The sequence below is a fragment of the Streptomyces pactum genome, from assembly GCF_016031615.1.
Taxonomy (GTDB): domain Bacteria; phylum Actinomycetota; class Actinomycetes; order Streptomycetales; family Streptomycetaceae; genus Streptomyces; species Streptomyces pactus.
Genome location: NZ_JACYXC010000001.1, coordinates 1,135,988 through 1,156,823, shown reverse-complemented (window position 1 = coordinate 1,156,823; position 20,836 = coordinate 1,135,988). Strand labels below are relative to the sequence as shown.

The window sequence follows — 20,836 nt, the reverse complement described above, 5'->3', positions numbered from 1 at the left end:
GCGGGGCGGGGAGGTCAGTGCGCCTCCAGCGTCACGGTGAAGGAGAACCGGTCGCCCCGGTACCGGATGCGCGCCACGTCCACCACGCGCCCCGCCTCGTCGTAGGTGAGGCCCGTGTAGTGCAGGATCGGGCTGAGCAGCGGGACGTCGAGCAGCCGGGCGGTCTCCGGGTCCGCGAGCCGGGCCTCCACGGTGTCGGTGATCCGGCTGATCCGCACCCCCACCACGTCCCGCAGCACCTTGGTCATCGGCCAGCGCGTCAGGTCGTCGAGGTCGATGCGGTCCGCCAGTTCGGGCCGGACGAGGTTCTCCGCCCAGTTGGTGGGCTCGCCGGTGCGCTCGTCGGAGCGCAGCCGGCGGTACGCCACCGCCTCGTCCAGCCCGGGGAAGTGCTCGGCCAGCTCGGGCGGCACCGGCTCCGGGCCGTGCCCCAGCACCTCGGTACGCTCCCCGGACTGCTGGGCGACGATGGCGTCCACCGAACCCAGCAGCCGCACCGGCGCACCGCGCCGGGCGCTGGGTTCGATGAACGTGCCGCGCCGCCGGTGCCGGCTGATCAGACCCTCGCTCTCCAGCTCCTTGAGCGCCTGACGCATGGTGAGCACGCTGACACCGTAGTGCTCGGCGAGCCGGTCCTCGGTCGGCAGCCGCAGCGGGTCCTGCGGGCGGCGGCCGAGTATCGAGGCGCGCAGCGACTGCGAGACCTGGTACCAGAGCGGGAGCTTGCGGTTCAGGGCGAGTGAGTCGGGGGCGAAGGTGGTCACGTGGCCTCCGGTCACGGTCAGGGACGGAAGTGGCGCTCCAGACCCTGCCACACGTCGTCGTACCGTGCCTGGAGGTGGCCGGCCTCGGCCGCCTGCCGGGTCAGCGTCACCGGCCAGCGGGTCTCGAACATGAAGGCCAGCCCGTCGTCCACCTTCTGCGGGACCAGCTCCGCCGCGCTGGCCCGGTCGAAGGTCTCCCGGTCCGGCCCGTGCGCGGACATCATGTTGTGCAGCGAGCCGCCGCCGGGCACGAAGCCGCCCTTGCCGGCCGTCTTGGCGTCGTAGGCGCCCTCGATCAGCCCCATGTACTCGCTCATCACGTTCCGGTGGAAGTACGGCGGGCGGAAGGTGTCCTCACCGACCAGCCAGCGGGGCGCGAAGACCACGAAGTCCACCCCGGCCAGCCCGGGGGTGTCCGACGGCGAGGTCAGCACGGTGAAGATCGACGGGTCCGGGTGGTCGTAGCTGATCGAGCCGATGACGTTGAAGCGCCGCAGGTCGTACACGTACGGCACGTAGTTGCCGTGCCAGGCCACCACGTCCAGCGGCGAGTGGTCGTAGGTGGCCGACCACAGGTTCCCGCAGAACTTGTTGATCACCTCCACCGGGCCCTCGACGTCCTCGTAGGCGGCCACCGGGGCGAGGAAGTCCCGCGGGTTGGCCAGGCCGTTGGCGCCGATCGGCCCCAGGTCGGGGAGGACGAAGGGCTGCCCGTAGTTCTCGCAGACGTAACCGCGGGCGACCGCCCCGGGCGCCGGGTCGGTCAGCTCCACCCGGAACCGCACCCCGCGCGGGACCAGCGCCACCTGGCCCGGCGCCACGGCGAGCAGACCGAACTCGGTGCGCAGCAGCAGCCCGCCCTGCTGCGGCACGATCAGCAGCTCGCCGTCGGCGTCGCTGAACACCCGGCCGGTCATCGAGGCGTTCGCGGCGTACAGGTGGACGGCCATGCCGGTGCGCTGGGTGGCGTCGCCGTTGCCGCCCAGGGTCCACAGTCCGGCCAGGAAATCGGTGCCCTCGGCCGGGTCCGGCAGCGGGTCCCAGCGCAGCCGGTTGGGGTCGGGCACGGCGCCCTCGGCGCCACCGAACGGCGCGCCGGCCAGTGCCCCGTTGCCGACCTGGACGAACGGCGGGTGCGCGGCCGAGGGGCGGATGCGGTACAGCCAGGAGCGGCGGTTGTTCCGCCGCGGTTCGGTGAAGGCGCTGCCGCTGAGCTGCTCGGCGTACAGCCCCAGCGGGGCCCGCTGCGGGGAGTTCCGCCCCACCGGCAGCGCGCCGGGAACGGCCTCGCTGCTGTGCTCGTTCCCGAACCCGGAGAGGTACTCCAGCCCCTCGGCCGTCTTCCGTGCCTGCTCGTGCCCGGTGCTCGTGCCGCTCATCGCGTACTCCCGCCGCTCCAACGATTCCTATGTATGACCATAGGAATACTCCGGGCGCGCGTCAACGACACGGTGCGGACCAGGCAGGATGGAGGGGTGTCCACATCGAACCTCCGCCGCGTGCCGGTGCAACGGCGCAGCGCCGAACGTCTCGGCAGGATCCTCGACGCCTGCGCCGAACTGCTCGACGAGACCGGATACGAGGACCTGAGCACCCGCGCCGTCGCCGAGCGCGCCGGGGTGCCCATCGGTTCGGTCTACCGCTTCTTCGACAACAAGCGGGCGATGGCCGAGGCGCTGGCCCGGCGCAACCTGGACGAGTACGTCGCCCGCATCGAGGCCCGGCTGGCCGCCCCCGGCCCCGACCCGGTCCCCGGGGACTGGCGGCAGGTCATGGACGTGGTGATCGACGAGTACCTGGCGATGAAGCGCGGGGCCCCCGGCTTCGGCCTGGTCGAGTTCGGCATGCCGGTGCCCGCCACCGCGCCCTCCGACCAGCCCAACCATCTGGTGGCCGACCGGCTGTACGACCTGCTCGCCGGCCGGCTGGACCTGACGGACGGGCCGTCCGGGGGCGGGCCCACGGAGCGGCTCCGGACGGCCGTGCTGCTCGCCGTGGAGACCGCCGACACCCTGCTGAAGCTGGCCTTCCGGGTCGATCCGGCGGGTGACCCGGTGATCGTGGCGGAGACCAAGGAGATGCTCCGCGGCTATCTCGCCGGCGTGCTCGACTGACCCGCCGCCCGGCCCGGCCGGGGGCGGCCGTACGCCCGCGCGCCGGGCGTCCCGGGGCCGGCGCGGTACGCCGGCCCGCCCGGGCCGTGCCGGACGCGCGCCGGTGCCGCGCGGGGGGGCGCACCGGCGGACCGGTCGGCCGGTGGGCCGCCGCTGCCGGTCCGTGGGCTGGGTGGGCCGCCGCTGCCGGTCCGGGCGGCGGGGTGGGCGACCGGGCCCCCCGGCCCGAGGTCGGCGGGGCGGGCGGGCGCGTGTCCGGGAGCAGGACGAGCGGCGGCCGTCCGGTCGGCAGGACGGGGTGCCGGCGCCGCAGGGCCGGTGCGCGGCCGGGCGGGCGGCGGGCCGGGGGACCGGCGGGGGGTGCGGCGCGGGAGGGTTCCGTGTGGGCTGATGGAGGGATTATCGGCTCTTCGGCACGGTCGTACCGGCCGCCGCCGGTCCGTGCGTGACAGGTTGTCAGGTGACCGCACCGCACGGATACCAGCCCGCACGGGCGTGAAGGAGCACCGCGTGACCACCTCAGTTCTCCCCGCCGTCCCCGGGGGCCGTCCGGGCGCGGCCGCCCTCGCCGCCCTGGCCTGCGCCGGCGCCGCCCTCCTCACCGCCACCCCGGTGGCCGCCGCGACGCCGGGTGACCACGGCGACGTCAAGGTCCGCAGCGTCGGCACCCCCCTGTCCGCCGCGCGGGACGAGTCCAGGGTCTGCCGGTTCTACCTGCTCGGCAAGGACTTCGGGGCGGTCCAGGAGGTCGCCTACGCGATCTTCCCGCTGGGGGCGGACGTCGAGGTCGGCGGTCTGTCCGGCGGCATCAGCCTGGCCGGCGGTCTCGGACGCACCGAGGAACTGTCGCTGCCGGACGGCCGGTACAAGCTGGCCTGGCACCTGGACGGCGAGTCCGGCCAGGCCGGGCAGAAGGTGTTCCGGGTGGACTGCGGGGACCGCACCGCCGCCGCCCCGCGCCCGTCCGCCGGGCAGGACGGGCCGCAGGCCGCCCCCCGGCGGCGCGGACGCCGCCCCCGGGGCCGCCCTGCCCCCAGGCCGGGGCCCGCGACGAGGACCGGGACGAGGACGGCACCGCCACCGGCACCGTCCGGCCCCAGGGCCGCGACGGGACGGACGAGGACGCCGAGGGCCCGGCCGGCAGCCTGCCCGGCGCCGACGGCCCGGGCACCGGTGGCACCGGCCGGGCCCCGGCGGACGAGGCCGGAACGGCGGACGGGGCCGCCCCCCGGCGGACCACCGACCGCGCGGCGGAGCTGACCACGAGCGACCCGGCCCGGGCCCACACCGACACCGGCGCCCCGCTGAACGGCCCGGTCGGCGCCGGTGGCGGCGGGACGGCCGACGGCGGCTCCGGCAGCCCCGCGACGGCCGTGCTCACCGGGACCCTGGCGGCCGGCGTCGCCGCCGGGGCCGGCTTCCACCTGGTCCGCCGGGCCCGCCGCCGCACCCATGGCGCCGCATGACCGGCCGTCCGGGAGGCGTGGGCCGGGACGCGTCCGCCGCCCGCTGCTGACGGCGGTCGCGGTCGCGGTCCTCGCCGCGGGCGGCTGGTCGCTCCACCGGGCCACGACCGGGCCGCCGGCCCCCGCCCCCGGGCCGGCCGCCCCGGCACACCCCCGCTGCCGTACGCGCCGGCGACCGCGATCGCCATCCCCGGCCTCGCGCTGGAGGCCCCGCTCACCGGCCTCGGCCGGGACCGGCGGGGGCGGCTGCGGACGCCGCCGGTGGAGGAGGCCCGGCTGGCCGGCTGGTACGAGCACGGGCCCGCGCCCGGCGAGCGGGGCACCGCGGTGATCGTGGGGCACCGGGACACCCCGACCGGCCCGGCGGTCTTCCTCAACCTGGACGACCTGGACCGCGGCGATGAGATCGAGGTGGTGCGGGCGGACCGGCGCACCGCCGTCTTCACCGTGGACGCGGTCCGCACCTTCGACAAGTCCCGCTTCCCCGACACCCGCGTCTACGGTTCCCGCGGGCGTCCGGAACTGCGGCTGCTCACCTGCGGCGGAACGTTCCACCGGGAACGCGGCTACGCCGCCAACATCGTGGTCTTCGCACACCTCACGGACGTCCGGCCGACCGCCGGGGTGACGTGATCGAGGGCACCCCGGGCGCCCTGGTCAGCCCGGACCACCGGCGTTAGGTTGGCGGCAGACCAAGCTGCCGCACGGGAGGGTGACCATGGCGGTCCACCGGGGAACGGACGACCGGATGTACATCGACGGCCGGTGGCGGCCGGCCCTGGGCAGCGGCACGATCGACGTGCTCAACCCGGCCGACGAGCAGCTCATCGGCCGGGTCCCGGCCGGCACCGCGAAGGACGTGGACGCCGCGGTGGGCGCCGCCCGCGCCGCCTTCCCCGGCTGGGCCGCCACCGCCCCGGCCGAGCGCGCAGCCCGGCTCACCGCGCTCCGCGACGAACTCGTCGCCCGGCACGAGGACATCGCCGACACCATCACCGCCGAGCTCGGCGCCCCGTACACCTTCGCCCGGAAGGTCCAGGCCGGCGCACCGATCGTGGTGGCCGGTACCTACGCCGAACTCGCCGCCGACCACCCGTTCGAGGAGCGGATCGGCACCTCCACCGTCCTCCACGAGCCGGTCGGGGTGGTGGCCGCCATCACGCCGTGGAACTACCCGCTGCACCAGGTCGTGGCCAAGGTGGCCCCGGCACTGGCCGCCGGCTGCACCGTGGTCCTCAAGCCCGCCGAGGACACCCCGCTGGTCGCCCAGCTGTTCGCCGACGCGGTGCACGCGGCGGGGCTGCCGCCGGGGGTGTTCAACCTGGTGACCGGGGCCGGCCCGGTGGCCGGCCAGGCGCTGGCCGAGCACCCGGAGGTGGACCTGGTCTCCTTCACCGGCTCCACCGAGGTCGGCAGGAGGATCGGCGCCATCGCCGGCGGCGCGGTCAAGCGGGTCGCGCTGGAGCTGGGCGGCAAGTCGGCCAGCGTGATCCTGCCCGGCGCCGACCTGGCCCGCGCCGTCACCGCCGGCCTCGCCAACGTCCTGTCCAACGCGGGGCAGACCTGCTCCGCGTGGACCCGGGTGCTGGTCGACGCGGACCGCTACGAGGAGGCGGTGAAGATCGCCGCCGAGGCCGCGGCCGGCTACGTCCCCGGCGACCCGCGGGACCCCGGGACCCGGCTCGGACCCCTGGTCAGCGCCCGGCAGCGGGACCGGGTGCGCGGCTACATCGAACGCGGGACCGCCGAGGGGGCGCGGATCGTCACCGGCGGCCCCGAGCCCGTCGCGGGCCTGTCCCGCGGCCACTACGTGAGCCCCACCGTCTTCGCGGACGTCACCCCGGAGATGACCATCGCCCAGGAGGAGATCTTCGGGCCGGTCGTGACGTTCCTGCCGTACACGGACGAGGACGACGCGGTCCGCATCGCCAACGGCACCATCTACGGCCTGGGCGGGGCCGTCTGGTCCGCCGACGAGGCCACCGCGGTCGCCTTCGCCCGCCGGCTGCGCACCGGTCAGGTGGACATCAACGGCGGCCGCTTCAACCCGATGGCGCCGTTCGGCGGCTACAAGCAGTCCGGGGTGGGCCGGGAGCTGGGCGTCCACGGGCTCGCCGAGTACCTGGAGATGAAGTCGCTGCAGTTCTGACCGGTGGGGTCGGCCGGGTGCGCACTCGCCCGGGTGCCTGGCCCGGGCGGGTGCCGGCCTGAGCCGGGAGGGCCCGGGTGGGGGGCCGGCCCGGGCGGGTCCCCGGAACACACCGACCGTCGGGTTTCCCACCGGCCGGGCCCGTACGCCCTCCGGCCCTCCGGCCGTCAGACCGACCGCCCGTCCGGCCGTCAGCCCGCCCGTCCGCCGCCGCCCCGTCCGAGGAGAGTCATGGTCCGCGCCGCAGTCCTGCCCGCCGTCAACGCCCCGCTGCGCATCGCCGACATCGTGCTGCCGGAGCCCGGCCCCGGCCAGGTCCGGATACGGCTCGTCGCCGCCGGGGTCTGCCACTCCGACCTGTCGCTGTCCAACGGCACCCTGCGCCAGCCCGTGCCCGCCGTCCTCGGCCACGAGGGGGCCGGCACGGTGGTGGCGGTCGGGGCGGGGGTGACCGCGGTGGCGCCCGGCGATCCGGTGGTCCTCAACTGGGCGCCGGCCTGCCGCGCCTGCCACTACTGCGGTCTCGGTGAACCCTGGCTCTGCACCGACGCGGCGGCCGGCGCCGCGGCCCCCTACGCCACGCTCGCCGCCGACGGCACGCCGCTCCACCCCGGCCTGGGCACCGCGGTCTTCGCCGAGGAGACGGTGGTCCCCGAGCGGGCCGTGCTGCCGCTGCCGCCGGGCATTCCGCTCACCGATGCCGCGGTGCTCGGCTGCGCGGTCCTCACCGGGTACGGGGCGGTGCACCACTCGGCGCGGGTCGCCGCGCAGGAGTCGGTCGCGGTCTTCGGGATCGGCGGGGTGGGGCTGGCGGTGCTCCAGTCCGCCCGGCTCGCCGGCGCGTCCACCGTCGTCGCGGTCGACGCCTCGGCGGCCAAGGAGGAACTGGCCCGGGCCGCCGGGGCGACCGAGTTCCTGGTCGCCGGGGAGGACTTCGCCACCGAGGTGCCGCGGCGGATCCGCGGACTGACCGGCGGCCACGGCATCGACGTGGCCGTGGAGTGCGTGGGGCGCGCCGACACCATCCGCACCGCCTGGTCCGCCACCCGCCGGGGCGGCCGCACCACGGTGGTCGGGATCGGCGGGAAGGAACAGCAGGTGTCCTTCTCCGCGCTGGAGCTGTTCTACTTCGGCCGTACGCTCTCCGGCTGCGTCTACGGGGACTGTGACCCCGCCGTGGACCTGCCGGTGATCGCCGAGCACGTCCGCGCCGGGCGGCTGGACCTGTCGGCCCTGGTCACCGACCGGATCGGGCTGGCGGACATCCCGGCCGCCTTCGACGCGATGCTCGCCGGGCGCGGCGGCCGGGCGCTGGTCGTCTTCTGACCGCCCCCGGCGCCGGCCCGGCGCGTGGCCGACGGCCGTGCCCGGCGCCGGCCCGGACGCGTGACCGGCGGCCGCTCCCGTGCCCTAAGCGCTTGCTCATCGCCCTGTAGGGTGTCCGCCATGAGTGCGGAGGCGAACAACACCGAGAACACCGGGGCGTGGGCCGACATCAGTCCGGACGCCGCCCGGCGGCTGGTGACCGCCGCGGTCGAGGCGTTCGCCGAGCGCGGCTACCACGCGACCACCACCCGCGACATCGCCGGCCGCGCCGGCATGAGCCCCGCCGCCCTCTACATCCACTACAAGACCAAGGAAGAGCTGCTCTACCAGATCAGCGGCGTCGGCCACCGGCTCGCCCTGGCGATCGTCCGGGAGGCCGACGACGCCGGCGGCACCCCGGCCGAGCGGCTGGCCGCCGTGGTGCGCTCCTTCGTCCGCTGGCACGCCGAGCACCACACCACGGCCCGGGTGGTCCAGTACGAGCTGGCGGCGCTCAGCGAGGAGCACTACACCGTGATCGCCGCCCGCCGGCGGGAGATCGACGCGGCGGTGCGCGCCATCATCGAGGACGGGGTGCGCTCCGGCGCCTTCGACGTCCCGGACGTGTCCGGCACCACCCTCGCCGTGCTCTCGCTCTGCATCGACGTGGCGCGCTGGTACGCCCCGGACGGGAGGCGCACACCGGACGAGATCGGCGACCTCTACGCCGGTCTGGTGCTCCGGATGGTGGGCGCGGCCGGCTCCTGACGGACGCCGCCGCGCGGTGCCGCCACGGCCCGCCGCGGCGACGGGGAGCGGCCCCGGATCGGTCCGGGGCCGGGCCGGGGCGGATCGTGGGCGGCTCCGGCGGGCGGGGGAGGCGGGGTCAGAACAGGAAACGGCTCACCGACTCCGCCACGCACACCGGCTTCCCGCCGCCCTCGCGCTCCACCGTCACCGCGGTGGTCAGCTGCACCCCGTCCGGCACCTCGGTGACCCCGGCGATCCGCGCGGTGGCGCGCAGCCGCGACCCCACCGGCACCGGGGCCGGGAAACGCACCTTGTTCGTCCCGTAGTTGACGCCCAGCCGTACCCCCTCCACCCGGATCAGCTGCGGGGTGAACAGCGGCAGCAGGGAGAGCGTGAGGTAGCCGTGCGCGATCGTGCCGCCGAACGGGCCGTCCGCCGCCCGTTCCGGATCGACGTGGATCCACTGGTGGTCCCCGGTGGCCTCGGCGAACAGATCGATCCGCCGCTGGTCGACCTCCACCCAGTCGCTGGGGCCGAACTCCCGGCCGACCGCGGCCAGCAGCTCCCGCGGCGAGTGGAAGATCGTGGGCTCCGCCATCGTGCCTCCCGGGTACGACAATGCACTAAGCGCTTGCTCAGCATGCGGGAGGGGGCCCCGGCTGTCAACGAGGGACCGGCGGGGACCGGCGGTTCCGCCCGGTTCGCGTAGGGTTCTCGTCGTGCCGCAGATACCGCTCCGCATCAAGGAACTGACCGTCGGACAGCTGTCCGCGCGCAGCGGGGCCGCCGTCTCCGCGCTGCGCTTCTACGAGGCCAAGGGACTCATCAGCAGCCGCCGGACGGCGGGGAACCAGCGCCGGTACGGCCGTGACGCGCTGCGCCGGGTCAGCTTCATCCGCGCCGCCCAGCGGGTGGGCATCCCGCTCGCCGCCGTGCGGGAGGCGCTCGCCTCGCTGCCCGAGGAGCGCACCCCCGACCGCGAGGACTGGGCGCGCCTGTCCGAACGGTGGCGGGCCGACCTCGACGAGCGCATCCAGCACCTCGTCGAGCTGCGGGACCGGCTCTCCGACTGCATCGGCTGCGGATGCCTGTCCCTGGACCGGTGCGCGCTGTCCAACCCGTACGACCAGCTGGGTGCGGGCGGGTCGGGGGCCCGGCGGCTGCGGGTGGACGGCGGTGGCCCCGGCCGGCCGCGCACGGCGGCGGCGCCGGCCGCCGACGTCCCGCGGACCCCGTCCGCCGCCGGTGCCGGGCGCCCGGCCATGGCCGGGCCGGAGGCCGTCCCCTGCGCGCCGGGGTGCGACCCGGAGGAGTGCTGACCCGTCCGTCCCGGCGTGACCGCTGTTCGCGGCCGGACGACCGCGGCCCGCGCCGCCGTGTCCCGTACGGCACACACGCCGGTACGGGGCCCCACCGTACGGGCGTGGACGCCCCCGCGCGCCGGTGTCCGGACGCCCGCGCGAGCCGGAGGCCCGCGGCGGCCCCGGCCGTCGGCCGCGCCGCCTCCGGAACGGCGGGGTGCCGGGGTGCGCGCCCGGGAGAGCACCGGCCCGCCCACCGGCCGTTCCGGTACGGCCCGGGCTCCGGGGGCCGTACGGCACCGGGAGATCCACCGGCCCGCCGGCCACCCGGAAGCGGCGAGGCGCGCGGAACCGCCGGGGCGCCGGTCAGGGCCGTCCGCCGGACCTCCGCGGGGCCGGGCACCGCAGAGCGGCACGCCCTGCCCGCGGCACGCTCGGCCGTGTCCTGTACGGCCCACGCCGGTACGCGAGGAGGCGCGCGCCGGTACGCGAAGAGGCGCGCGCCGGTCAGACGCCGGCGAGCCGGCTCTCGAAGGCGGCGCGCCGCGCCCCGTCCAGCGCGCCGGGAGTGAGCAGGGCGACCGGCACCACGATGCCGCATCCGGTGCACACCGGGCCCGACCCCGGCCGGTGCGTCAGGTCCTGCCGCCACACGATGTGCTCCTCGGCGCAGACCGGGCAGCAGCCGCGCGGCCCCGACTCCATCGCCCGGATCATCCGCCGCAGCACGGCCGCCAGCCGGGCCCGCGGATGCTCCGTGGGGCTCTCGCAGGGGACGATGTCGCACCCGCCCCAGGTGCGGACGTGCCACTCCTCCACGGCGTTCGGCTGACGGATGCCCAGGTGCTTCTCCGCCCGGCGGCGTTCGGCGAACTCGGCCTCGTAGCCGAGCCAGACGTCGCGCGCCTCCTCCAGCTCCTCCAGCGCCCGGATCAGCAGCGCCGGGTCGGGCGCCCGGTCCTCCGGGGCGAACCCGGCCCGGGCGCACAGATGGTGCCAGGTCGCCCGGTGTCCGTAGGGTGCGAACCTCTCCAGGCATTTGCGCAGTGAGCTACGCCGGGCGGCGATGTGTCTGTGTGGATTGCGCACCTCGCGTGCGAGCGCTCTGAAACCGGCCACTGCATCCCACCTCCGCTGGTGCGGACTCGACTTCTTCCCGGTTGGACGTATCGCGCCGCCGAAAGGATCCCCTGAGCTTCTGCGGCCGGGGCGATTCCGGCCGGGCCGATGGGAGGCGCGTACCCCGCCGGCGCCCGGCCACACGACCCGGCCGGCCCCCGGCGGGGGGTGTTCCGGCCGTACGCGCCGGGCGCGCGGGACGAGCGCTCGCGCCGTGCCGCGCGGGCCGGGCGGCGGAACCGGACGGTGGTTCCGGCCGGGCGGAACGACCGGAAAGCGGCACCGGCCCCGCGTCCTTCGGTGACCGTGCCGGCGCCGGCACCGGTGCCGATGCCGAGGGCGCCGCCGGCCCTGACCCCGCTGGCGGTCCAGGTCCCGTAACTGGTCGCGGTGCAGGTCCCGGTGCCCCGAGCCCGGGCCGGACGCCCGCCCGCGGCCCCGGCCACCCCGCCGCCCGGCACCGGCCCCGCCGCGGCCGGCGGCGGGCTCGGCCTGTACCGTGGCGCCGACGCGCGAGGAGGAGCGGAGATGACGTCGTACCAGGACAGGCCGTGGCTGGCCCGGCTCGGTGAGGCCGGCCGGGCGCCGGTACGGGCCCGGCCCAGCGTGCTCCAGGCGTTCCGGGACGCGGTCCGGGCGGCACCGGACCGCACCGCGGTCGCCTACTTCGACGGCCGCCTGCGGTACGCCGAGCTGGACGCCCTCAGCGACGCGGTGGCCGGCGACCTCGCCGGGCACGGCTTCCGGCCCGGCGACCGGCTCGCCATGATGCTCCAGAACACCCCGCACTTCGTGCTCGCCCTGCTGGGCGCCTGGAAGGCGGGCGGGGTGGTGGTGCCGGTCAACCCGATGTACAAGGCGGACGAACTGGCGCGGCTGCTGCGCGACGCCGAAGCCACCGCCCTGGTCTGCGCGGACCACGCCTGGCGCGGCCCGCTGCACGAGGCGGTGGCCGGCACACCGGTCCGGCTGGTCCGCACGGCCCGGGACGGCGACTTCCAGACCAGGAACGACCCCCGCGTCCTCACCCCGCCGGAACCGGGGCGACGGCCGGAACCGGGAGCGCGGGACCTCCTCGCGGCCGCCCGCGGCCCGGCGGTGCCCCCGGCCCTGGCCCCGCCCCGGGCCGGGGACGCCGCCCTGATCAGCTACACCTCGGGCACCGGCGGGCCGCCCAAGGGCGCGGTCAACACCCACGGCAACCTCTGCTACAACGCGGAGCGGCAGCGCCGCAGCCACCGGCTGCCGCCCGGCTCGGTCTACTTCGCGCTCGCCCCGCTGTTCCACATCACCGGCATGGTCTGCGAGCTGTCCGCCTGCTTCGCGGCGGCCGGCACGCTCGCCCTCGCGCACCGGTTCGAGCCCGGCGTGGTGCTCGACGCGTTCGCCGAGCACCGGCCCGCGTACACCGTCGGGCCGCCCACCGCCTTCGTGGCGCTGCTGTCCCACCCGGGCGTCACCCGGGACCACTTCGCGTCGTTCCGCGTCATCTCCTCCGGCGGCGCCCCGCTGCCCCCGGCCCTGGTGGACCGCTTCCACGCGGAGACCGGGCACCGGCTGCTCGGCGGCTACGGGCTCACCGAGTGCTCGGCGCCGTGCGCCAGCGTGCCGCCCGGCGCCCGGGCCCCGGTGGACCCGGTCTCCGGCACCCTGGCGGTGGGCGTGCCCGGGCCGGACACGGTGGTGCGCATCCTGGACGAGGCGGGGGCGGAGGTGCCGTTCGGCGAGCCGGGGGAGATCGCGGTCCGCGGCCCCATGGTGGTCCCCGGCTACTGGCGGCGGCCGCGGGAGACGGCGCTGACCCTCCCCGGGGGCGAACTGCGCACCGGCGACATCGGCTTCATGGACCCGGACGGCTGGCTGTACGTGGTGGACCGGAAGAAGGACGTGATCAACGCCTCCGGGTTCAAGGTGTGGCCGCGGGAGGTGGAGGACGTGCTGTACACCCACCCGGCGGTCCGCGAGGCGGCGGTGGTCGGCGTCCCCGACCCGTACCGGGGGGAGACGGTCCGGGCCTACGTGAGCCTGCGGCCCGGGGCCACGGCCGCTCCCGAGGAGCTGATCGGGTACTGCCGGGAGCGGCTGGCGGCGTACAAGTACCCGCGCCGGGTGGACGTCCTCCCGGAGCTGCCGAAGACGACCAGTGGGAAGATCCTGCGGCGGGAACTGCGTTCCCGCGGGTGACGGCACGGAACGAAGGGCAGGTGGCGGCGATGGCCGGAACGACGGAGGGCGACCCGAGGCCGGTGCCGCAGCGGCTCCTCGCGGCGGCCACCCGCCTCTTCGCGGAGCAGGGCTACGACCGGACCTCGGTCCAGGAGATCGTGGAGGCCGCCGGCGTCACCAAGGGCGCGCTCTACCACTACTTCGGTTCCAAGGACGATCTGCTGCACGAGATCTACGGGCGGGTGCTCCGGCTCCAGCAGGAGCGGCTGGACGCGTTCGCCGGCGCCGACGCCCCGGTGGCGGAGCGGCTGCGCGGCGCCGCCGCCGACGTGGTCGTCACCACCATCGAGAACCTCGACGACGCCACCATCTTCTTCCGCTCCATGCACCACCTCGGCCCGGAGAAGCACCGGCAGGTGCGGGCCGAGCGGCGCCGCTACCACGAGCGGTTCCGGGAGCTGATCGAGGAGGGGCAGCGCACCGGGGTGTTCAGCACCGCCACCCCCGCCGACCTGGTGGTGGACTACCACTTCGGCTCGGTCCACCACCTCGGCACCTGGTACCGCCCCGACGGGCCGCTCAGCCCGCAGCAGGTCGCCGACCACCTCGCCGACCTGCTGCTGCGCGCGCTGCGCCCCTGAGCCGGCGCGGCCCGGACGGCGCCCGCCCGTGCGGCCCGGACGGCTTCCGCCCCGTGGGTGCGGCCGGGGCACCGACGGTGCGGGCGGTGGGGCCCGTACCGGACGGAGACCAGGTTCTTTCCGGACCATCCGCAACAGATCGAATCGTTAGCATGGGGCCATGACCGCCATGGCGCCCGCCCGCACCCAGCCCGACCTCTCCTTCCTGCTCGACCACACCAGCCATGTGCTGCGCACCCGGATGGCCGCGGCGCTCGGCGCCATCGGCCTGACCCCCCGGATGCACTGCGTCCTGGTCCACGCCCTCCAGGAGGAGCGCACCCAGGCCCAGCTCGCCGAGATCGGGGACATGGACAAGACCACCATGGTGGTGACGGTGGACGCCCTGGAGGAGGCGGGTCTCGCCGAGCGCAGGCCCTCCAGCACGGACCGCCGGGCCCGGATCATCGCGGTGACCGAGGAGGGGGCCCGGACGGCCGGGCGGAGCCAGGAGATCGTCGATTCCGTCCACCGGGAGGTGCTCGCCTCACTGCCCGACGCCGACCGGGAGGTGCTGCTGCGCGCCCTGACCGGCCTGGTCCGGGGCGAGCTGGCGACCCCGGTGGAGAGTCCGCGGCCGGCGCGGCGGGCGCGGCAGCGGCGGGCCTGACACCCATCCAGGTCCGATAAAGAAAATCTGCAACGGAACTATCTGCTACGGTCTCTCCTGGCGGTGTCCTGCCGCCCTGCCGTCCTTGCCGTCCTGCCGTCTCACCCTTCCGGGGGACAGGAGAGATCCAGATGCCCGCCAGTCCGCCTTCCCCGACCACCGCCGCGGCCGCCACCGGTGACCGGTCGACCGGTGCTGCCCTCGCCGTCCCCGCCGCCGCGGGCGGCCCCACCGGACCCGCGCCGCGGTCGCGCTGGGCGGCCCTCGGGGTGCTCGCCGCCACCACCCTCATGGTCATCCTGGACGGCAGCATCGTCACCGTCGCGATGCCCGCCATCCAGCGCGACCTGGGCTTCACCCCCGCCGGGCTGAGCTGGGTGGTCAACGCCTACCTCATCGCCTTCGGCAGCCTGCTGCTGCTCGCCGGGCGGCTCGGCGACCTGGTCGGCCGCAAGCGGCTCTTCGTCGCCGGAACCGCCGTGTTCACCCTCGCCTCCCTGCTGGCCGGCGTCGCCACCGGTCCCGGGATGCTCCTCGCGGCCCGGCTGCTGCAGGGCGTCGGCAGCGCCCTGGCGTCGGCCGTCAGCCTCGGCATCCTCTTCACCCTCTTCACCGACGGCCGGGAACGCGCCAGGGCCATTGCCGTCTTCAGCTTCACCGGCGCGGCCGGGGCGTCCCTGGGACAGGTGCTCGGCGGCGTGCTGACCGATGGCCTCGACTGGCACTGGATCTTCTTCATCAACGTGCCGATCGGCCTCGCCGTCCTCGTCCTGGCCGCGCCCCTGATCCCGGCCGACCGCGGCCTGGGCCTGCGGGCCGGGGCGGACGCCCTGGGCGCGCTGCTGGTCACCGCGGGCCTGATGACCGGCATCTACGCCGTGGTCCGCGCCGAGGAGCACGGCTGGGCCTCGGCGCACACCCTGGGTCTCGGCGCACTCGCCGTCGCGCTGATCGCCGCCTTCACCGTCCGTCAGGCCACCGCGCGGACGCCCCTGATGCCGCTGCGCGTGCTGCGGTCCTGGAGCGTCGGCGGCGCCAACCTGGTCCAGATGCTCATGGTGGCCGCGCTCTTCGCCTTCCAGGTGCTGCTCGCCCTCCACCTCCAGAAGGTCCTGGGCCACGGGGCCGCCGAAACCGGACTGGCGATGCTCCCGGCCGCCGTGGTGATCGGGGTCACCGCGCTCGGCGTCGCCACCCCGCTGATCGCCCGCTTCGGCGAGCGCGCCGTCCTGCTCGCCGGCCTCATGCTCCTCACCGGGCTCCTCGCGCTGCTCACCCGGCTCCCGGTCCGCGCCGACTACGTCACCGACCTGCTGCCGGTGATGCTGCTCGCCGCCGGATTCGGCCTCGCCCTCCCCGCACTGACCGCGCTGGGCATGTCCGGGGCGGGCGAGGAGGACGCCGGGCTCGCCTCCGGGCTGTTCAACACCACCCAGCAGATCGGCAGCGCACTGGGCGTCGCGGTCCTCACCACCCTGGCCGCCGCCCGCACCGAGGAATCCCTCGGCGGCGGCGCCGGCCCGGCCGAAGCCCTGACCGAGGGTCACCGGCTCGCCTTCACGGTCGGCACCGGGCTGCTGGTCGTCGCCTTCCTCTTGGCGCTGACCCTGCCGCGCCGCCCCGCCCGCCGCGGGTCCGGGCCGACGGACGCCGCCCCGGTCACGCTCCACTGACCGCCGGTGCCCCCGCCGGCTCCCCGAGGAGCGGCGGGGCGCCGGCGGTACCCGGTACGGGCCGCCGGCCGCCGCGCCGGACCTCCGGCACACCGGTCAGAGGTGGCGCCTCAGCTCCCGGCGGGCCAGCGACCGCTGGTGCACCTCGTCCGGACCGTCCGCCAGCCGCAGGGTCCGGGCCGCCGCCCACAGCTCGGCGAGCGGGAAGTCCTGGCCGACGCCGCCCGCGCCGTGCAGCTGCACCGCCCGGTCCAGGATCTCCACCACGGTCCGCGGCGTGGCGATCTTGATCGCCTGGATCTCGGTGTGCGCCGCGCGGTTGCCGGCGGTGTCCATCAGCCAGGCCGTCTTCAGCACCAGCAGCCGCAGCTGCTCCACCGCGACCCGGGCGTCGGCGATCCACTCCTGGACCACGCCCTGCGCCGCCAGCGGCCGGCCGAACGCGGTCCGCGAGGCGGCCCGGCGGCACATCAGCTCGATCGCCCGCTCGGCCATCCCGATCAACCGCATGCAGTGGTGGATGCGGCCGGGACCCAGCCGGGCCTGGGCGATGGCGAAGCCGCCACCCTCCTCGCCGATGAGGTTCTCCACCGGCACCCGCACCCGGTCGAAGACGATCTCCGCGTGCCCGCCGTGGTAATGGTCCTCGTACCCGTAGACCTTCATCGCGCGGCGCACCTCCACCCCGGGGGTGTCGCGGGGCACCAGCACCATCGACTGCTGGCGCCGCACGTCCTCGGCGCCGGGGTCGGTCTTGCCCATGACGATGAAGATCTCGCACGCCGGGTTCATCGCCCCGGAGATGTACCACTTGCGGCCGGTGATCACGTACGAGTCGCCGTCGCGCTCGATCCGGGTCTGCACATTGGTGGCGTCGGAGGAGGCCACGTCCGGCTCGGTCATCGCGAACGCCGACCGGATCTCCCCGGCCAGCAGCGGCTCCAGCCACCGCGCGCGCTGCCGCCCGGAGCCGAACTGGGCCAGCAGCTCCATGTTCCCGGTGTCGGGTGCCGCGCAGTTCAGGGCGGTCGGGGCGAGCTGCGGGCTGCGCCCGGTGATCTCCGCCAGCGGGGCGTACTGGAGGTTCGTCAGCCCGGCCCCGTACTCGTCCCCCGGCATGAAGAGGTTCCACAGGCCCCGGGCGCGGGCGGCGGCCTTCAGCTCCTCCACCACCGGCGGCGTGTGCCACGGGGAGGGCAGGGCGGCCCGCTGCCGTTCGGCGACCTCCTCCGCCGGGTGGACGTACTCGTCCATGAAGGCGAGCAGCCGGCCGCGGAGCTCCTCGGTACGGGCGTCGAAGGCGAAGTCCATGGCTCTCAGCGCTCCTGAAGGGTGGTCAGGCCGTGGTCGATGAAGACCGGGACCAGCGCGCCGATGCGGTCGAAACCGGCTCCGACGGTCTGCCCCAGGGTGTAGCGGTAGTGGATGCCTTCGAGGATCACCGCGAGCTTGAACCACGCGAAGGCGGTGTACCACGCGATGTCCGCCACGTCGCGGCCGGAACCGGTGGCGTACCGTTCGACGAGTTCGGCCGGGTCGGGGTGACCGGGCGCCCCGGCGGTGGTCCCCACCGGGGAGCCGGGGACGTCGAGCGGCGTGCTGTACATCACCAGCAGACCCAGATCGGTCAGCGGGTCGCCCAGGGTGGACATCTCCCAGTCGAGAATTGCCCTGATCCGGTCGTCCTCGCCCACCAGGACGTTGTCGAGCCGGTAGTCGCCGTGCACCACCGCGGCCGGCCGGCCGGCCGGGCCGGGTAGCCCGGCGCCCAGCGCCCGGTGCAGCTCCTCGATCCCGGGCAGCTCGCGGCTGCGCGAGGCGGCCAGCTGCTTGCCCCAGCGGCGCAGCTGGCGTTCGAGGAAGCCCTCCGGCCGGCCGAACCCGTCCAGCCCGGTGGCGGCCGGGTCCACCGCGTGCAGCTCCACCAGGGTGTCCACCAGGCCCAGCAGCACGCCGCGGGTGCGCTCCGGGCCGAGCCCGCCCAGCTGCGCGGCGGTGCGGTACGGGGTGCCCTCGACGTACTCCATGACGTAGAACGGGGCGCCGAGGACGGAGGTGTCCTCGCACAGCAGCAGCGGTTCGGGCACCGGGACCGGGGTGGGGTGCAGGGCGCTGATCACCCGGTGCTCGCGGGCCATGTCGTGGGCGGTCGCCAGGACGTGCCCCAGCGGCGGCCGGCGGACCACCCAGCGGCCGGTGCCGTCGGTCACCCGGTAGGTCAGGTTCGACCGGCCGCCCTCGATCAGCTCGGCGTCCAGCGGTCCGTCCACCAGCCCGGGGCGCGCACGCTCCAGATGGGAGCGCAGGCTCACCAGGTCGAGTCCCGGGGGATTGTCGTGGTTCATCGAGAGTTCTTCCTCACCAGGTCGGGCGGACGGCTCGGGACATCATGCCGACCAGTCGGTATGTGCGTCCAGAGGGCCACCGTCCCGGGCGCGCGGGCCGCTGCCCCGGGTGTGCGGCCCGCGCGGGGCGAGGGGCGCCGGGGCCGACCGGGGGCGACCTGCCGGTGTGCCGCCGTGCCCGCCGTGCCGCCCCGGGTGTGCCGCCGTGTCACCCGCCGGTGTGCCGTCGGATCCCGGGGCCCGGCTCCGTGCCCGGGGGAGGGTCAGGTGCGGCGCTCCGCGGCCGGCCGCAGCCGGCTCAGCAGCGCGTGGAGGGTGGCGCGCTCCTCGTCGTCCAGGGCGTCCAGGGCGTTCCGGCTGACCGCCATCTCCTCGCGCACCTGACGGATCGTCCGGCGTCCCTCCTCGGTGGTCACCACGTGCTTCACCCGACGGTCGGTGGTGGACGGCTCGCGGCGCACCAGGCCGCGCTCCTCCAACCGGTCCACGACGCCGGTGATGTTGGAGGCGTCGCACACCAGCCGGTCGGCGAGGCCGCGCATCGGCAGCGGGCCGCCGCCGAGCTGGGCGAGCACCTTGGCCTGGGTCGCGGTGAGACCGTGGCGCGCCGCGGTGGCGGTGAAGTCGCGCCACTGGGCGGTGCCGATCGCGGCGAGGAGCTCCAGGAGGTCGAGTTTGCTGGGCGGGTGCCACGGGCCGGCGCTCATGCGGCGACTTTACGCAGGGTGCTCCAGCCGTTCAAACAACAACTTGACCATCTCAATCTTCGAGGTCTACCTTCTTTCCCGATTGCTTGAGTTTCTCAAACAAATTAACCGAGTGAGGCAGGGGGCCGCCACGCCGCCCTGCCGGAGGACCTCTCCATGAGCCGAACCAGCCCCGCCGCCCGACCGGCCGGGAGCCGCCGCGACGAGACGGTCGTCATCGTCGCGCTGAGCCTCGCCACCATGGTGGTGTCGATGATGCAGACCCTGGTGGTGCCGATCCTCGGCCTCATGCAGGACGACCTGGACGCCACCGCGGCCGAGGTCAGCTGGGTCACCACCGCCACCCTGCTGTCCGCCGCCGTGTTCACCCCGCTGCTCGGCCGCTTCGGCGACCAGCACGGCAAGAAGCCCACCCTGGTCGGCATGCTGCTGGTCATGGTGGCCGGCTCGCTGCTGGCCGCCACCGCCCACTCGCTGGCCTGGCTGATCGTCGGCCGGGTGCTCCAGGGAGCCGCCACCGCGATCTTCCCGCTGGCGCTCTCGGTGCTCCGCGACGAGATCCGCCCCGCCCGCCTCCCCGGTGCGATGGCCCTGGTCAGCGGCACGCTGGCGTTCGGCACCGGCCTCGCCATGGTCAGCGTCGGCCTGCTCACCCAGGGCGACGACCCGGACTACCGCACCGCCTTCTGGCTCGCCACCGGGCTCGCCGTGGCCGCGCTGCTCGCCGTGGTGGTGCTGGTCCCGTCCGGCCGGCACGCCCCCGGCGGACGCACCGACGTCCTGGGCGCGCTCACCCTCGCCGCCACCCTGGTCCTGCTGCTGCTCCCGATCACCCAGGGGAACGAGTGGGGCTGGACCAGCGGCCGGACCCTGGGCAGCTTCGCCGGAGCGGTGGTGTTCGCCGCCGTCTGGGTGCAGGTGGAGCGGAAGGTGCGCGAACCCCTGGTGGACATGCGGATGTTCGTCCACCCCCCGGTGCTCTTCGCCAACATCACCGGCCTGCTGGTCGGCTTCGGGATGTTCGCCCTGTTCATCGGCGTCTCCTCGCTGGCGCAGATGCCCTCCGACCTGCTGGGCTACGGTTTCGACGCCTCGGTGCTGCGCGCCTCGGTGCAGTTCCTGCTGCCCAGCACGGTGGTCTCGCTGCTGTCCGCGCCCCTCGGCGGGCAGCTGGTGCACCGGTGGGGCCCCCGGCCGGTCCTGGTCCTGGCCGGTGTGATCGGCGCCGCAGGCTTCGGCTGGATGGCCCTGGACCACCGGCACGCCGCCTCGGTCATCGGAGCCGGCCTGCTGGTCGGCGCGGCCGTGAGCCTGGGGTACGCCTCCCTGCCGGCGGTCGTCGTCGGCAGCGTCCCGCTCCACCAGACGGGGATCGCCAACGGCATCAACTCCATCGCCCGCTCCACCGGTTCCGCGATCGGCAGCGCGGTGGTCACCACCGTGCTGGCCTCGAAGAGCGCCGCGAACCTGCCGGCCGGCGCCCCGGAGCTGCCCGCCGAGTCCCGGTTCACCCTCAGCTTCCTGCTGGCCGCCGCCGCGTTCGCGCTCGCCGCCGTGGTGGCCGGGGCGGGCCTGCGGAGGATCGGCATGGCGAGCACGGTACGCGCGGCGGCCCCCGCCCCCGCCCCCGTCCCGGCCGACAAGCCCGCCGCCGCCGGCACCGCCGGCTGAGCGCCGGCCCCGCGGG

At 75.6% G+C, this 20,836-nt stretch carries 19 protein-coding genes; 12 read left to right on the top strand and 7 right to left on the bottom strand.

Going from position 1 to position 20,836, the window contains the following annotated elements:
- Positions 1–14 precede the first annotated feature (14 nt).
- Positions 15–764 carry a GntR family transcriptional regulator gene (locus IHE55_RS04635; RefSeq protein ID WP_197991783.1) on the bottom strand — a complete coding sequence of 250 codons (750 nt, stop codon included), beginning with the start codon at positions 762–764 and terminating at the stop codon, positions 15–17.
- A 17-nt stretch (positions 765–781) separates the two neighbouring features.
- Positions 782–2,143: a homogentisate 1,2-dioxygenase gene (hmgA, locus tag IHE55_RS04630; RefSeq protein WP_197987852.1), complete on the bottom strand. Its 1,362-nt coding sequence runs from the start codon at positions 2,141–2,143 to the stop codon at positions 782–784.
- A 96-nt stretch (positions 2,144–2,239) separates the two neighbouring features.
- Between hmgA and IHE55_RS04625 the strand changes: the two genes are divergently transcribed.
- From IHE55_RS04625 to IHE55_RS04600, 6 genes are all read left to right on the top strand, one after another.
- Positions 2,240–2,878, top strand: a complete 639-nt coding sequence (locus IHE55_RS04625; protein ID WP_307826512.1) for a TetR/AcrR family transcriptional regulator — start codon at positions 2,240–2,242, stop codon at positions 2,876–2,878.
- A gap of 510 nt (positions 2,879–3,388) precedes the next feature.
- Complete coding sequence (locus IHE55_RS04620; RefSeq protein WP_197987850.1) at positions 3,389–4,138, top strand: hypothetical protein; 750 nt, start codon at positions 3,389–3,391, stop codon at positions 4,136–4,138.
- A gap of 290 nt (positions 4,139–4,428) precedes the next feature.
- Complete coding sequence (locus IHE55_RS04615) at positions 4,429–4,977, top strand: class F sortase (RefSeq protein ID WP_197991782.1); 549 nt, start codon at positions 4,429–4,431, stop codon at positions 4,975–4,977.
- Between the two features lie 85 nt (positions 4,978–5,062).
- Entirely contained in the window at positions 5,063–6,493 is a 1,431-nt protein-coding gene (locus tag IHE55_RS04610) for an aldehyde dehydrogenase family protein (RefSeq protein ID WP_232265452.1), read from the top strand.
- 231 nt (positions 6,494–6,724) lie between these two features.
- A complete protein-coding gene (locus IHE55_RS04605; RefSeq protein WP_197987849.1) occupies positions 6,725–7,819 on the top strand; it encodes a Zn-dependent alcohol dehydrogenase in 1,095 nt (364 codons plus the stop codon).
- Positions 7,820–7,939: 120 nt separating this feature from the next.
- Entirely contained in the window at positions 7,940–8,566 is a 627-nt protein-coding gene (locus IHE55_RS04600; RefSeq protein ID WP_197987848.1) for a TetR/AcrR family transcriptional regulator, read from the top strand.
- Positions 8,567–8,684: 118 nt separating this feature from the next.
- Here IHE55_RS04600 and IHE55_RS04595 read toward each other — a convergent pair whose 3' ends face one another.
- Complete coding sequence (locus tag IHE55_RS04595) at positions 8,685–9,146, bottom strand: MaoC family dehydratase (protein WP_197987847.1); 462 nt, start codon at positions 9,144–9,146, stop codon at positions 8,685–8,687.
- 121 nt (positions 9,147–9,267) lie between these two features.
- Here IHE55_RS04595 and soxR point away from each other — a divergent pair, with 121 nt between their 5' ends.
- Positions 9,268–9,867, top strand: a complete 600-nt coding sequence (gene soxR, locus IHE55_RS04590) for a redox-sensitive transcriptional activator SoxR (RefSeq protein WP_197987846.1) — start codon at positions 9,268–9,270, stop codon at positions 9,865–9,867.
- A gap of 489 nt (positions 9,868–10,356) precedes the next feature.
- On the opposite strand, the gene IHE55_RS04585 is transcribed toward soxR, so the two are convergent.
- Positions 10,357–10,968 (bottom strand): hypothetical protein, encoded by a 612-nt coding sequence (locus IHE55_RS04585; RefSeq protein ID WP_197987845.1) that lies wholly within the window; start codon positions 10,966–10,968, stop codon positions 10,357–10,359.
- A gap of 528 nt (positions 10,969–11,496) precedes the next feature.
- On the opposite strand from IHE55_RS04585, the gene IHE55_RS04580 reads away from it, so the two are divergent.
- The 4 genes from IHE55_RS04580 to IHE55_RS04565 all read left to right on the top strand — a co-directional run bounded on the left by IHE55_RS04580 (position 11,497) and on the right by IHE55_RS04565 (position 16,097).
- Complete coding sequence (locus IHE55_RS04580) at positions 11,497–13,152, top strand: AMP-binding protein (RefSeq protein WP_197987844.1); 1,656 nt, start codon at positions 11,497–11,499, stop codon at positions 13,150–13,152.
- Positions 13,153–13,181: 29 nt separating this feature from the next.
- Positions 13,182–13,775: a TetR/AcrR family transcriptional regulator gene (locus IHE55_RS04575; protein WP_197987843.1), complete on the top strand. Its 594-nt coding sequence runs from the start codon at positions 13,182–13,184 to the stop codon at positions 13,773–13,775.
- A 160-nt stretch (positions 13,776–13,935) separates the two neighbouring features.
- Positions 13,936–14,424 (top strand): MarR family winged helix-turn-helix transcriptional regulator, encoded by a 489-nt coding sequence (locus IHE55_RS04570; RefSeq protein WP_197987842.1) that lies wholly within the window; start codon positions 13,936–13,938, stop codon positions 14,422–14,424.
- Between the two features lie 131 nt (positions 14,425–14,555).
- Positions 14,556–16,097 carry a DHA2 family efflux MFS transporter permease subunit gene (locus IHE55_RS04565; RefSeq protein WP_197987841.1) on the top strand — a complete coding sequence of 514 codons (1,542 nt, stop codon included), beginning with the start codon at positions 14,556–14,558 and terminating at the stop codon, positions 16,095–16,097.
- A gap of 96 nt (positions 16,098–16,193) precedes the next feature.
- Here the strand turns inward: IHE55_RS04565 and IHE55_RS04560 are convergent, their stop codons facing one another.
- The 3 genes from IHE55_RS04560 to IHE55_RS04550 all read right to left on the bottom strand — a co-directional run bounded on the left by IHE55_RS04560 (position 16,194) and on the right by IHE55_RS04550 (position 19,149).
- Positions 16,194–17,408 carry an acyl-CoA dehydrogenase family protein gene (locus tag IHE55_RS04560; protein WP_197987840.1) on the bottom strand — a complete coding sequence of 405 codons (1,215 nt, stop codon included), beginning with the start codon at positions 17,406–17,408 and terminating at the stop codon, positions 16,194–16,196.
- 5 nt (positions 17,409–17,413) lie between these two features.
- The gene (locus tag IHE55_RS04555) at positions 17,414–18,442 is read right to left on the bottom strand and encodes a phosphotransferase family protein (protein ID WP_197987839.1); all 1,029 of its coding nucleotides are present in this window, start codon (positions 18,440–18,442) and stop codon (positions 17,414–17,416) included.
- 263 nt (positions 18,443–18,705) lie between these two features.
- Complete coding sequence (locus IHE55_RS04550; RefSeq protein WP_197987838.1) at positions 18,706–19,149, bottom strand: MarR family winged helix-turn-helix transcriptional regulator; 444 nt, start codon at positions 19,147–19,149, stop codon at positions 18,706–18,708.
- 156 nt (positions 19,150–19,305) lie between these two features.
- Here IHE55_RS04550 and IHE55_RS04545 point away from each other — a divergent pair, with 156 nt between their 5' ends.
- Complete coding sequence (locus IHE55_RS04545) at positions 19,306–20,820, top strand: MFS transporter (protein ID WP_197987837.1); 1,515 nt, start codon at positions 19,306–19,308, stop codon at positions 20,818–20,820.
- Positions 20,821–20,836 lie beyond the last annotated feature (16 nt).